Source organism: Bartonella sp. AP88HLJMH, assembly GCF_042195605.1.
Lineage (GTDB): Bacteria > Pseudomonadota > Alphaproteobacteria > Rhizobiales > Rhizobiaceae > Bartonella.
Window position 1 is genome coordinate 120,929 of the sequence record NZ_JBHIOR010000002.1, and the last position, 14,410, is coordinate 135,338.

At 37.5% G+C, this 14,410-nt stretch carries 9 protein-coding genes and 1 pseudogene; 4 read left to right on the forward strand and 6 right to left on the reverse strand.

Annotation, left to right across the window (positions count from 1 at the left end; genetic code table 11):
* Positions 1–114 precede the first annotated feature (114 nt).
* Positions 115–429: an SH3 domain-containing protein gene (locus ACFIMA_RS01665; protein WP_375612971.1), complete on the reverse strand. Its 315-nt coding sequence runs from the start codon at positions 427–429 to the stop codon at positions 115–117.
* Positions 430–767: 338 nt separating this feature from the next.
* On the opposite strand from ACFIMA_RS01665, the gene greA reads away from it, so the two are divergent.
* On the forward strand, positions 768–1,241 hold the full coding sequence (gene greA, locus ACFIMA_RS01670; RefSeq protein WP_007347010.1) for a transcription elongation factor GreA: 474 nt from the start codon (positions 768–770) through the stop codon (positions 1,239–1,241).
* Between the two features lie 17 nt (positions 1,242–1,258).
* Entirely contained in the window at positions 1,259–2,317 is a 1,059-nt protein-coding gene (locus tag ACFIMA_RS01675) for a glycosyltransferase family 4 protein (RefSeq protein ID WP_375652297.1), read from the forward strand.
* Positions 2,318–3,533: 1,216 nt separating this feature from the next.
* Here the strand turns inward: ACFIMA_RS01675 and ACFIMA_RS01680 are convergent.
* The gene (locus ACFIMA_RS01680) at positions 3,534–4,928 is read right to left on the reverse strand and encodes a TrkH family potassium uptake protein (protein ID WP_375631664.1); all 1,395 of its coding nucleotides are present in this window, start codon (positions 4,926–4,928) and stop codon (positions 3,534–3,536) included.
* 310 nt (positions 4,929–5,238) lie between these two features.
* Between ACFIMA_RS01680 and trxB the strand changes: the two genes are divergently transcribed.
* Positions 5,239–6,195: a thioredoxin-disulfide reductase gene (gene trxB / locus ACFIMA_RS01685; RefSeq protein ID WP_375612968.1), complete on the forward strand. Its 957-nt coding sequence runs from the start codon at positions 5,239–5,241 to the stop codon at positions 6,193–6,195.
* A 42-nt stretch (positions 6,196–6,237) separates the two neighbouring features.
* A complete protein-coding gene (locus ACFIMA_RS01690) occupies positions 6,238–7,143 on the forward strand; it encodes a LysR family transcriptional regulator (protein ID WP_273791217.1) in 906 nt (301 codons plus the stop codon).
* Between the two features lie 1,162 nt (positions 7,144–8,305).
* Here ACFIMA_RS01690 and ACFIMA_RS01695 read toward each other — a convergent pair.
* The 4 genes and pseudogenes from ACFIMA_RS01695 to ACFIMA_RS01710 form a co-directional block, all read right to left on the reverse strand.
* Positions 8,306–9,508, reverse strand: coding sequence for a pyridoxal phosphate-dependent aminotransferase (locus tag ACFIMA_RS01695; protein ID WP_375612967.1), 1,203 nt, complete (start codon positions 9,506–9,508; stop codon positions 8,306–8,308).
* Between the two features lie 322 nt (positions 9,509–9,830).
* Positions 9,831–10,040: a cold-shock protein gene (locus ACFIMA_RS01700; protein ID WP_012754908.1), complete on the reverse strand. Its 210-nt coding sequence runs from the start codon at positions 10,038–10,040 to the stop codon at positions 9,831–9,833.
* A 247-nt stretch (positions 10,041–10,287) separates the two neighbouring features.
* On the reverse strand, positions 10,288–13,773 hold the full coding sequence (gene carB, locus ACFIMA_RS01705; protein ID WP_375631668.1) for a carbamoyl-phosphate synthase large subunit: 3,486 nt from the start codon (positions 13,771–13,773) through the stop codon (positions 10,288–10,290).
* A gap of 257 nt (positions 13,774–14,030) precedes the next feature.
* Positions 14,031–14,129 (reverse strand): annotated as a pseudogene (locus ACFIMA_RS01710) (integrase); the annotation flags it as partial.
* Positions 14,130–14,410: the final 281 nt, after the last annotated feature.

Below are 14,410 nucleotides of genomic sequence, written 5' to 3' on the forward strand. Positions count from 1 at the left end.
ATGAGATAAATTCTTCGAAGTATTTCTTTGGAAGGAGCATATTTGTGGTTGTTCGTGAACACTATTGCATTTTTGCCATGATGATATTCAAGAGGGCATAAGTTATTATGGCTGTTATGGAGAATAATCGGTACGTTTGGGCATTAAAGACATTGTATATGTGTGATAAAGATCGTTTCCATCTTTAAATGAAAGATAACGAGATGACACCCAACCTATTTGAGTGTTATATCGGATATGGCACCAATTTCCTTCACAGTTTTTAACAAAAACTAATTCTCCAGCAGAGATTAAGCCGCAAAGTGCATATTGAGTGCTGGGACCTGTTCTAAAATTAAGATTTCTCGTAACAAAAGCATCTGCTGCCTCTGATATTGTTGTGGCTAAAAAGAAAGAGCCAAACATAAAAAAAATGACGATTTTTTTCATTTTTCTGTAAAGAATTTCTTTAGAGATTTTCTATCCTTCTCTCTTCATATTCTATATAATTTCTTTTACTAGATTATGATAAAACAGAAAAAAATACAATTCTTTCTTCTTTAGGACACTTTAAAGAGAAGAGTGAAGTTTAACGTTTTAAACACCAAAATGAGATGTTTTAATCACTATTTGTGCATGTTTTGTTTCCTTTATTTATTTTTATATGGAAAACAGCGATACTGTACTATATAATAAAAAAGATCGTAGTTTTCGGATTCCAAAAGTAATTTTGGAAGCCGTTTTTTGTATTTTTATTAAACCTTCCGTGTAATAGAAAGGGACGGATTATGGAAAAAGTTCCGATGACTACAGCTGGTTTTGAGAGTCTTAAAGAAGAGTTGCGTTGGCGTCAACAACAGGAGCGTCCGCGAATTATTGAAGCAATTTCTGAGGCGCGTGCGCATGGTGATTTATCTGAAAATGCTGAGTATCATGCAGCTAAAGAAGCGCAAAGTCATAATGAGGGGCGTATAAATGAGCTTGAAGATTATATCGCACGAGCAGAAGTTATAGATGTCTCGCGTCTTTCAGGTGACAAAATAAAATTTGGCGCAACCATTAAACTCTTGGATGAGGACACTGAAGAAAAAAAAGTGTATCAGATCGTAGGAGATCAAGAAGCTGATGTAAAGGTTGGTAAAATCTCTATTTCTTCGCCTATCGCACGTGCACTTATTGGCAAGCAAGAAGGTGATGTGATTGAGGTGAATGCACCAGGTGGTGCGCATAATTACGAGATCATTAAGGTTCAGTACATCTAAATAACATATGGATTATTATGCGTGTATCTTTGGACGAAACTGAAATTATTGCGCCTCACTTTAAAAGGCGTTTGTCGGGAGTAACATCTACGATTATTCAGCTTATTCCACTGCAACGCGAACAGGGTGTGCGTATATCCACTTTGGGGTTTGGTTTACCACGAACTTTACCGACACTTGCCTTTAAGGACCTTTTCGGACTTTGGAAAAGTCCGAAAGGGAAGCCATTTCGTATTTGGCATGCACGACGCAATATTGAGATGCTTTGCGGGGTGTTTTTACGCGATGTTTTGCGAATGAAGCTTAAACTCATCTTTACTTCGGCATCTCGACGCGAACACAAGCCTTTTACCAAATGGTTGCTTCGTCGTATGGATAAAGTTATCGCTACTAGTGTATGTACGGGAACCTATCTAGAAGTGCCTCATAAGGTTATTATGCATGGAGTGGATATTAGGCGTTTTTCACCCCCCAAAATTCCTGATGATTACTTTCCAGCAACTGGGGTGCCAGGAAAATATGCGGTAGGATGTTTTGGGCGCGTGCGCTATTTAAAGGGTACTGATTTGTTTGTGGACGCGATGATAGCATTATTGCCTGACTATCCCGAATGGACAGCACTTATCGCTGGTCGGACTACAGAACAGCATTATGGTTTTGAAAAGAAATTACGACAGAAGATTGCTGAAGCTGGTTTAAACGACCGCATTATTTTTCTTGGTGAAAGGCTTGATATACCTGTGTGGTATCGCCGTTTATCACTTTATGTAACTCCGTCTCGTTTGGAAGGTTTTGGTCTGACACCATTGGAGGCAATGGCATCACAGACGGCTGTAGTGGCGAGTGATGTAGGAATTTTTAAAGAATTGGTGGTCGAGGGAACAGGAACGGTTGTTCAAGCAGGAGATGGAGCGGCTTTAACAGCAGCAATTGAACCTTATTTTGCTGATGTAGAAAAAACATTGGCAGCCGGAAAGAAAGCTTTAACCCATGTTCGTACTCACTTTCCTTTGGAAAAAGAGGCAAGCAAGATTGGAAGTGTTTACAAAGAACTGTTTGCAGAAAAAACACTTTGATTATTATATCAAAAATCTTTTTGAGGAATGATAAAAAGTATTTTTCTTAAAGGTTTTTCATAGTCATTAAGAAAACAGCTCAATGATATAAATGTTATTTTACAAAATTTATATTGTCTTTAGTAGCACGCTATAAAAAGTTCTCAAAATTTTGGATAAAATATTAAAAATGTATACGCTTGAGAGCGATATGTAGTTTATGATAAAGCATACTAGGAGAGAAGAAAGCTACTTTTATTCATTGATATTTTAGAATAAGAAAATAATGCTTTAACTCAAGTCTGGGGATTTATGCACTATCTTATACGGGGTCGTGCTGATATTGTTCGTTTTGTAAGACTTAAATAGATAGCAAAAAAAACGTTTTCTTGTCTTAAAAAGATAATGATGGTATCTCCATGGATAAAATAGTCGTACATATTTTCAATAAATTCATAATAAGATGGATTTAAGATCAATATATATATATATATATGATTTTTATAGATAATTTACCTTTTCAATTTGAATAAGAGCTTTGAGTACCGTAAGATTTTCTCATGTAAAATCTGTTGATATTAACAATGAGAGCTATCTTCTTGTACATCACAATTGGAAGAAGGCATGTGGTGGATAAAAACTATTGAAGACAGGGTGTAAAGAGATTTCTTATAAATTGTCTGAAATGTAGGCTGTTACGACATTAATAGAAAGAAAATAATATGGTGGTACTAATTTATATCTTATTTTTTGGTACCGACTTGCACCTTATTGTTATTTAAGTAAAAATGATGGTGCCCATTTTATATCTTTCATGAGGGCTGTCGTGAAATGGGGGTGATGAGTACTGTGAGATGTTTTTTTATAAGCTTGTGAGTTCGTAATATAATAGCATTTTTTTCTATAAGGAGGTAACTCTATTAAAGAGAAAAAACACTTTTATCAGCAAATATTCATATTTTTTGCATGAGAGATTATTCGTAAAAAAGAATGTTCTATGCGTCCACTTTATTTGATAAAGAAGATCAATAAAGTGAAGTTTTATATGTTATGGCTTTGAAAATATTGGTATTTGATTGTTTTTTTTGAATTATTTTTATATCATTGATATGATGATTTGTATGAAATTTTAGGAAATCTTCAGTAGATTGGGTGAGGAGTGAATATTATGACGCATACTGTTCTCGCCTTTTTATCTTGTAAATTTTTTATCATGGTAGCATAAAATATCTCTGCATTAGAATTGTTCACGCCAGAAAGCGGGAATAAAAAGGACGAATATTGTTATGATTTCAAGGCGTCCAGCTAACATTAGAAAACTTAAAATCCATAAAGCATGGTCGTTGATTGTAGAGAAATTACCAGTGGGGCCAATAATATCTCCAAAGCCTGGACCAACATTTGAAAGTGCGGTTAAGACCCCCGTAAAGGCAGAGGTAAAGTCAAGACCGGTTGTAAGCAAAAGTGCAGTGCCGATAACAAGGCAAAACATATAAAGACAGACAAAAAACAAAACGGCTTGAGCAACATCATTTGATATATTTGAGTGATCGTAGCGCGCTTTTACAACGACATTAGGAGAAAGAAGTTTTTCTATATTTGTTTGTGTAATACGCCAAAGAATAATGAGGCGATTGATTTTCATGCCACCAGAAGTAGAACCAGCACATCCGCCTGTAAAAGAAACAATGAAGAAAATTCCAAGCGCAAACGGTCCCCAAAGTTGATAATCTTCAGCGCTATAACCTGTGGTGCTAATAATGGATGAAAGGTGAAAAATGACATCAAGAAAAATTAAGTGGAACGCGCGATGATCATAAAACCGTAGCCATGCCGCTAAAGCAAAGCTGAAAAGGAGAACGATATGGAGAAAAACAATCACTTGTGGGTCAAGGAAGCGTTTGGAGTGTCCAGGAAGGACTAATTTAACATAAAGTACGAAAGGTAAAGCAGAAAGCAACATGAAGATTGTTGAAATAATTAAGATGGCTGGTGTATCAGAAAAATAGCCAAAAGAAGCATCATGCGTTGAAAAACCAGCTGTTGCTACTGTACTCATTGCATGGTTAATGGCATCAAATAAATTCATGCCTGCAGCAAAATAAGAAAGCATACAAGCCAATGTTAACCCAACATAAGCGATGATAATTCCGTTAGCAATTTGGTTGATGCGAGGCAATATTTTTTCAGATTTATCAGATGATTCCATATGAAAAAGTCGCACGCCACCCACACGCAGTGAAGGCAAAATTAAGAGGGCTAAACCGATAAAACCAATGCCCCCAATCCAGCATATAAGAGAACGCCATAATAAAATACTTCGCGATAAATTATCAAGATCAGAAAGGACTGTGGAGCCTGTTGTTGTAATTCCAGAAACAGATTCAAAAATGGCTCCTGCTAGAGAAATGGGAAGAGGAGAAAGATAAAGAGGTAAGGCACCTACGATGCTTCCTGTAAGCCAAAGACAAACAGTGAGCATAAAGCCAAGCCGTGCTGAAAAGCGACAAGTAGCTCCCTTAGTTGCTAAAAGAATCAGCGTTGCTAACATGGTGGTTATGGCACAAGAATAGAGAAAGCTTATCCAATTACGATTGTTGTCGTGCAAATCCACAAAAATTGGCAAAAGCATTGCTCCTCCCATGATTAAGGCAAAACGTGCACAGACATTGATAATAAATTGAAAAATGATCGTTCCCTATCTTTGTATCTCTTTTTATTATGGTTTTGTGCTCATAAGAAGTTACATTTTTCTCTTTATAGGATAAGGATTAATTCTTAACATTAGCGTGCCTTGATGAATTAGTAATCAGACCTTTTCATAAAACTTGAAAAGAAGTATACATAACATAATTAGGGCTCTTGAAAAATATTTTTTTAAAAGGCTGCATTCCGTTATCATTTATAGAATAATTAATTTATAATAAAGTGAAGGGGATTTAATGGTACAATCGCATATTCGTCTGCTAATTATTGGCTCAGGTCCGGCTGGTTATACAGCGGCGGTCTATGCAGCAAGAGCAATGCTTAAGCCGGTTTTGGTGACGGGCTTGCAGCAGGGTGGACAATTAACAATTACAACTGATGTTGAGAATTATCCAGGTTTTGCAGATCCCATTCAAGGACCATGGTTGATGGAACAAATGGCAAAACAAGCTGAGAATATGGGGACAAAAATTGTCTATGATACAATTATAAAGGCTGATTTGTTGAAGTATCCTTTTGTCTTATATGGGGATTCAGGAACACAATATTCTTGTGATGCACTGATTATTGCAACAGGAGCTCAAGCGCGCTGGCTTGGTTTAGAAAGTGAACAGACCTTTATGGGCGGAGGTGTTTCCGCTTGTGCTACATGTGATGGCTTTTTTTATCGTGATAAGGACGTTATTGTCGTGGGAGGAGGAAATACGGCTGTTGAAGAAGCACTTTATTTATCGCATTTGGCTAAAAGTGTAAGCGTGGTTCACAGGCGGGGGCAGTTTCGGGCAGAAAAAATTTTACAAGATAGGTTGCTGGCTTGTAATAATGTGCGTGTTCTTTGGGATCATGTGGTTGAAGAAATTGTGGGGCTGCCAGCTCAAGATTCAAAGGGCGCTGTTGTAACAGGGGCACGTCTGAAAAATGTTAAGACAGGTCACGAGATGAAAGTGAATGCAGAGGGCATATTTATTGCCATTGGGCATGATCCTGCTGTTTCTCTGTTTGAAGGACAGCTGAAACAAAAACGAGGCGGCTATTTATGGACAGCACCCGACTCAACAGCAACAAGCATTGCTGGTGTTTTTGCTGCTGGGGATGTGACAGATGAAACATTCCGCCAAGCTGTAACAGCTGCGGGAAGAGGATGTATGGCAGCGTTGGAAGCAGAACGGTTTTTGGATATACCCAGGCGTTAGTCACTCATTGAGAACATAGAGAATATAGAGGTAGAATTAATTGTGGCGCCACCGTTGGATTGGGATAAGTTAAGGGTTTTTCACGCTGCAGCAGAAGCGGGATCTTTTACGCATGCTGCTCAAAAACTTCATTTATCTCAATCAGCCGTTTCACGACAGGTTTCGGCTTTAGAACAAGAGGTTGGGGTATCCTTATTTCAACGTCATGCGCGTGGTTTGATTCTTACAGAACAGGGAGAAACTCTTTATCGTACAGCTCATGATGTTTTGATGAAGCTTGAAAGTGTGCGTTTGCAATTAAGTGAAAGCTATGCAAAACCAACGGGGCACTTGCGTGTGACCTCGACCTTTGGAATGGGGGCAGGGTGGATTGCAGAGCGTATGCCAGAATTTCTTAGTCTTTATCCTGATATGCAGGTTCAGCTTTTGCTTTCCGATGAAGAGCTTGATTTGACAATGTGTCATGCGGATTGTGCTGTTCGCTTACATCAACCCAAACAACCTGATCTTATACAAAGAAAACTCTTTACAATTCATATGCATGTCTATGCTTCGGAAAAGTATATTGCAAATTATGGAAAGCCGGAAAAATTGTCTGATCTCGATGAGCATCGTATTATTTCGTTCGGTGAACCTGTTCCACCTTATTTGTCTGGTTTAAATTGGTTGGAAAAGGCTGGTAGAAGTGATGGATCATTGCGCGTTTCAGTTTTACAAATCAACAATATCATCTCAATAAAGAATGCGCTTATGCGTGATCTTGGGATTGCTGTGCTTCCTGATTATATCGTCAATAATGATGAGCATTTAGTGCGTCTTTTTCCTGATATGGTTGATATTCCTTCTTTTGATACTTTTTTTTGTTATCCTTATAATTTAAAGAATTTGGCAAGGTTAAATGCTTTTCGAGATTATATTTTTTTAAAAGCTCGCCAGTGGTCTTTTTAATATTAATATCTTAATTTATAAGGAATAATTAGCTGTTTTGCAACTTGAGACTCCCGTAATATTCTTTCGTTTCAAATTTGCCTATATTGAATCAATTAAAATTATTTGTTGCACATTAAAAGTGGAGGGAGTTCGTACGGGTAAATATTTTTGAAAAGAGGGATAAATGTTTTTTATGAATGCTAGCAACCGTGAGGGTTATTATATATTGAAAAATGGACAATCGTGTGATGGTGTAGTTAACATTTTTACTATTTAATTAAAGAGAGTGGTACATGATGGAGACAAATTTAAAGCTATGTGTTTATTGCATAGCAGATACGCTTAAGTCTTTGTTGTGCTTTTCCTTATAAAATGACATAGAATACTATCTCTTGATTATGTTGCCTCCCAGTTTCGTTTTCTTGAGTGTTCCCTTACGAAGATCTATCAGATTGATTTTATCTCTGAGGATTTTCCAAATTTGCCGGACATATGTCCGGCTTTTTTTTTAATTTTTGAAAGAGTCCCTAGAAATTGCAATATATGGGAAGATGATAAAGAAAAAATTTCGAAACTGGTGGATATCCAACAATTTTTTTAAGAATACTAAAATTCAATGAGGAGTTTGAGAGGGGATATTCTATTGTACTGTAAAAGTCTGTCTTTTAGGGGTGTGATATAAAATATTTAAAACCTTATACATGAAGTGCTTTTTATTAGAATGTGAGGTGAATATTTAAGGCAGGTCTTGTTCATAAAGCCTATGAAGTAAATCAAGTAGTTATTAAATAGAACTTAAAGGAAACTGGATTGCTTACACAACGATGGGAGGTGGCTTCTTCTTCGTTTTAGGACGAAGAAGAAGCTGAGAAATAGAAGAGATTTTATTGTAAGGGCCTTTGATTATAAGGGCAATTGTGTTTAAAAGTGCTCGGTCTTTTTTAGAGTTATAAATTGAATGGAGAAAGTAGAATAGGCTTGTCATCTCTTATGATAATAGACCGATTCATTTATTTGATAGCTAAATTTTTTTGATCTTTATCTACAGCATCTATTTTTGTGTTTATTCATAGATATTTTTGCTGAATCGATAGATTTAGACCATGACACAGTTTCAGATATTTTCTCGGATATACTAACATTCGGCAAAAAACAATCACAAGAGATGATATTAAAAATTTTAAATTAAACTGTTGCAAAAACGCTGTATACGTATACAAGCTTTTTCAAGTAATTCTTCTGATGTTGCATAAGAAATACGAAAAGTTGATCCAAGTCCAAAAGCAGATCCTTGGACGACAGCAACAGCTTCTGTTTCTAGAAGCGCTATGGCAAAGTCTTCATCATTCGTAATACGTTGACCATTGGGTGTTTTCTTTCCAATAAGTCCGGTGCAAGAAGGATAAACATAAAAAGCACCCTCAGGCGTTGGACAGTGAATGCCAGGAGCTTGATTTAGCATGGAGACAACGAGATCACGGCGTGCTTGAAAAATACTTTTATTTTTAGCAATAAAGTCTTGTGGCCCGTTGAGTGCTTCAACCGCAGCCCATTGTGAAATGACACTTGTTCCAGATGTTTGCTGTCCTTGAATGGTATCCATGGCTTTAATTAATTCTTGTGGTCCGCCTGCATAACCGATTCTCCATCCCGTCATCGCATAGGCTTTAGAAACACCATTCATTGTGAGTGTACGCTCATAAAGCGCTGGTTCTACTTGAGCTGGAGTCACAAAGGTAAAACCCTCATACGTGAGATGTTCATATATATCATCGGAAAGGATATAAACATGAGGATATTTTACTAAAACATCTGTAAGTTTTTTCAATTCATTATGTGTATAAGCGGCACCTGATGGATTTGAAGGAGAGTTAAAGATGAACCATTTGGTTTTGGGGGTAATGGCAGCTTCTAGCTCTTGTGGTTGGAGTTTATAAGAAAATTCGGCTTTTGTTTCTAAAAAGACAGGCGTACCATCGTTGAGTGCGACCATTTCTGGATAACTAACCCAATAAGGGGATGGAATGATGACCTCATCTCCTTTATTCAAAGTTGCCATGAACGCATTAAAGAGAATTTGTTTTCCACCGGTACCAACAATAATTTGTTCTGGTTGGTAAAGAAGGTTATTTTCTCTTTTAAACTTTGCAGAAATTGCTTGGCGCAATTCTGGAATTCCTGATATGGGAGGGTATTTTGTTTCTCCCCTTCGAATAGCTTCAATAGCCGCGTTTTTGATGTTGTCTGGGGTATCAAAGTCTGGCTCTCCAGCACTTAAAGCAATAACATTGCGCCCTAATGCTTTTAAATGGCGGGCCTTTTGAGAAGCAGCAATTGTTGCAGAAGGTTTGATACGAGACAGTTTGTCGGCAATAAAAGCCATAATTTTAAATCCTTATATTATATCAACAAATGGTTATTGCTTTAAGGATATTCTATAAGAGATTATATTGTATGCAATAAAAAACTTCCAAAATACTCTTACACGGGCTCTATATTCTTCTTTTTTGAGATATTTTACAAGATAATCTCTTCGTAGATTTTATGAAAGTTTTTGAGGAAGTATAAGAGAGGTTTGATAAATTGTGCAAAGGAGATAAGCAGTCTTTTATTTTAACAAGGTAAAATAATGCTTTATACAAAATAAAAAAATCTTCGTCTTTACAGACGAAGATTTCTAAATAAAATATTGCAGAATTTAAACTTTAAAGTGCTGCAAGGTTACCAGCGGCAAATTTTCCTGAACGACGATCTTGAAGAACATCATAAGAGATTTTTTGCCCTTCATTAAGACTGTTTAGACCTGAACGCTCGACGGCAGAAATGTGTACAAATACATCTGCACTACCATCGCTAGGCTGAATGAATCCGAAACCTTTTGTTGTATTAAACCACTTAACTGTTCCTGTAGACATAGGAAACTCCTTAGAATATATAATTATATTGAGCATTGAAGCTTTCATTTCTTCAATACGGTTGTAGATCGAAATTAGGTGGGAGAAGTTTCGTCGAAAGTGCAGATTGCACAGGAAAGAAAGTCACGTAACCGAAAATTCGATGAAACCTCTATAAAAGTTTTTAGAACAAAAAGCAAGTCTTAATCAATTTTTATATAAAGAAAAAATAAGAAAACAGTGTATATTTTGCTAAGTAGAAAAAAATTCAACTAAAATAACTTTGTAGTGAACGTACCTCAAGGTGCCTTTTTTTGAGTGCTTTGATCGCTTCTACGACGGCTTCGGCTCCAGCTATTGTTGTATAATAGGGAACATTTTGCATGAGTGCTGCATAACGTAATGATTTTGAGTCTGAGATGGCACTGGCAGTGCTAGTTGTATTAAAAATCAATTGAATTTGGCGATTACGAATAGCGTCTTCAATATGGGGGTGTCCCTCTAGAACTTTGTTAATTTTTTTTGCTTCAACGTGGTGTTCGGTGAGAAATTTTTGTGTTCCACTTGTGGCGACAACAGAAAAGCCAAGCTCAGTTAAACGTTTTACAGGATTTAAGATGCGTTTTTTATCTTCATCCCTTACAGAAACGAACAAAGTTCCCTCTTTAGGGAGTTTTACACCAGCTCCAAGTTGGGCTTTAGCAAAAGCAAGCGAAAATTCATAGTCAAGTCCCATAACTTCACCGGTTGAGCGCATTTCTGGACCAAGAAGTGTATCAACACCTGAAAAACGAGCAAAAGGAAATACTGCTTCCTTGACGGCAATATGTTGTTTTTTTTGCAAAGAAGGTAATCCACCATAAGCTTGAAGAGCATCATGAAGCGTTTCTCCTGCCATAATACGTGCAGCCATTTTAGCAATAGGGCGACCAATCGTTTTTGCAACAAATGGGACAGTACGTGAAGCACGGGGATTGACTTCTAAGACATAAATGGTGTCATCTTTTATAGCATATTGTACATTCATTAAACCGCGAACATGAAGTGCTTGTGCTAATGCTTTGGTTTGGCGCTCTAATTCAGTAACTATTTTATTTGAGAGCGTATGGACTGGTAGAGAACATGCTGAATCACCAGAGTGGATACCAGCTTCTTCAATATGTTCCATAATACCAACGATTAGTGTTTCTTTGCCATCACATAGACAATCAACATCTACTTCAATTGCTTCTGTTAAATAGGTATCAAAGAGAAGCGGATTTTTACCAAGCAATATATTGATTTGTCCTGTTGTGTCGTTAGGATAACGGACTTTGATATCTTCTGAAATTAATTCAGGGACACTCTCAAGTAAATAATTTTGTAAGCTACGTTCATCACGGATAATTTGCATAGCACGTCCTCCTAAAACATAAGAGGGACGTACAACCAAGGGGAAGCCTAGTTCGTGGGCAATGAGGCGTGCTTGTTCAATGGAGTGGGCAATACCATTTTGAGGTTGTGTTAAATTAAGTTTAAATAACAGTTTTTGAAAGCGATCTCTATCTTCTGCTAAGTCGATAGCGTCAGGTGAAGTACCTAGAATGGGGATGTTGTGTTTTTCTAGAGCGCTTGCCAATTTCAAGGGTGTTTGTCCGCCAAATTGGACGATGACTCCAACCAAATCTCCTTTTTCCTGTTCTGCTTCTAAAATAGCGATAACGTCTTCTGTTGTTAAAGATTCAAAGTAAAGGCGATCAGAGGTATCATAGTCGGTTGAAACTGTTTCAGGATTACAGTTAATCATAATCGCTTCAAATCCTGCATCACGCAGTGCAAAAGCAGCGTGGCAGCAACAGTAATCAAATTCAATACCTTGCCCAATGCGGTTTGGTCCACCGCCTAAAATAGCAATTTTTTTGCGTTCAGAAACGTGTGCTTCCGAGTGCTCTACACCTGCAAAAGGAACTTCATATGTTGAATACATATAGGCTGTAGGAGAAGAAAATTCAGCGGCACAAGTATCAATCCGTTTGAAGACGTGTTTAACATTCAGTGATTTGCGTAAAGCTGCGATATAATCGGGTTCTTTCCCTGTAAGGGAGGCTAATCGCGCATCTGAAAAGCCCATAGCTTTTAACATACGTAAGTTATCTGCGTCTTGGGGTAATCCATGAATGCGGATACGCTGCTCCATTTCAATGATGGAGGCTATTTGTTTTAAAAACCACGGATCAATTTTGCTAATTTGGTGAATCTCATTTAAGGGTAAGCCTGTGCGCATGGCTTGAGCAATATAGCGTAGACGATCAGGGCTTGGTATGGCAATGGCGGAGCGTATAGAACTTTTTTCATCACCTTCAGCATGCTCTGGAATCACAATTTCATCAAGACCCGTAAGCCCTGTTTCAAGTCCACGGAGTGCTTTTTGTAACGATTCTTGAAAAGTGCGTCCAATTGCCATGACTTCTCCTACAGATTTCATCGCAGTTGTTAGGACAGGTGATGAACCGGGAAATTTTTCAAACGCAAAACGAGGAATTTTTGTCACAATATAGTCAATAGAAGGCTCAAATGATGCTGGTGTTGCACCACCCGTGATATCATTTTTTAATTCATCAAGTGTATAACCAACAGCCAGTTTAGCCGCTACTTTGGCAATGGGAAACCCCGTTGCTTTTGAGGCAAGCGCTGAAGAGCGAGAAACACGCGGATTCATTTCAATAACAATGAGGCGCCCATTTTCAGGATTGACAGCAAACTGTACATTGGATCCCCCCGTTTCAACACCAATTTCACGCAAAACAGCAATCGAAGCATTACGCATACATTGATATTCTTTATCGGTTAAGGTGAGAGCAGGTGCTACAGTGATCGAATCACCGGTATGAATCCCCATCGGATCAATGTTTTCAATAGAACAAACGATGATACAATTGTCGTTCTTATCACGAACAACTTCCATCTCATATTCTTTCCACCCTAAAACACTTTCTTCAATTAATACTTCTGTTGTTGGTGAAGCTTCAAGCCCACGTTCAATAATTTCATAGAATTCAGAGCGGTTATAAGCAATTCCACCACCAGTTCCACCAAGGGTGAATGAAGGACGAATAATAGCTGGAAGCCCAACAACATCAAGAGCTTGAACTGCTTTTGCTGTTGCATGAGCGATATAATGTTGTTTGCGATCAGCTTCGGTATGTCGCCAGTTGCGCTCAAGTTCTTCGAGTGCTTTGTCAAGCGCAGCACCAGAAAGCTTTGCTTTAAGTTCAGCACACGTTTTTGCGTGTTGTTGGCGATTTTCTTCTTTCAGTTCTGTTGCATTGGCTAACATAGAGCGTGGCGTTTCCAAACCGATTTTTGCCATCGCTTGGCGGAATAAAGCACGATCTTCAGCTTTATCAATAGCATCAGCATTGGCTCCTATCATTTCAACATGATAGCGGTCTAAAATACCCATACGCTTTAATGATAAAGCAGTATTGAGGGCTGTTTGTCCTCCCATAGTGGGTAAAAGGGCATCGGGACGCTCGTGGGCAATAATTTTGGCAACTATTTCAGGAGTAATGGGCTCTATATAAGTTGCATCAGCTAGATCTGGATCTGTCATAATCGTGGCAGGATTAGAATTTACCAAAATAATTCGGTAACCTTCTTCTTTTAATGCTTTACAGGCTTGAGTGCCTGAATAATCAAATTCACATGCCTGACCAATGATAATAGGTCCTGCTCCGATGATAAGAATAGATTTTATATCTGTGCGTTTGGGCATGACTTTTTCCTATGACAAATATCTATGTGCGATTGTTGCGGGCAAAATATTTCAGTTCTGAGGCTACAATCATTTTATAAGTTAAGTGACAAAGAAAGTAAGCATTAAAATACCTTTTCCATGCTTTTTTTCATAAAATTGAAGATAAATTTCTTTTTTGAGTTGAGTCATCTCGTCAGTCTATCAAAAGTATGACCTTTGATAAAAAAATAATAACAGTGCTCTAACAAATTAGAATATTCAAGCATATGTGGAGCATAAAAAGCCGGAACATCTTTCCAATCCATTGCCGGTATATTTTGTGTTTTATGACATTTTTTGCCTAAGAGAGCACGCGCTTTTTCTATTGCTTGTAAAACATAAGACATTATTTATGGTTCAATGGGATTTCGTAAAATGAAGTGGGAAGCTTATCGTGTTGTTCCGTAAAATACTGCCGTTTAGAGCTGTGATATAAGGTATGAAAATTGACCACATTAAGGTATTTTTTGTTAGTATATGATAAAATTCAGGACAAGATTTGTCTGTAGAGAGCTTATGAAATAAACTATATCAAATGGTTTCAGTTGGAATCTGTTAGATAAATAGCAAGATTGTTGATAAATCAGCTCTGGTCGAAGTTTCTGTTTTAGGGTAG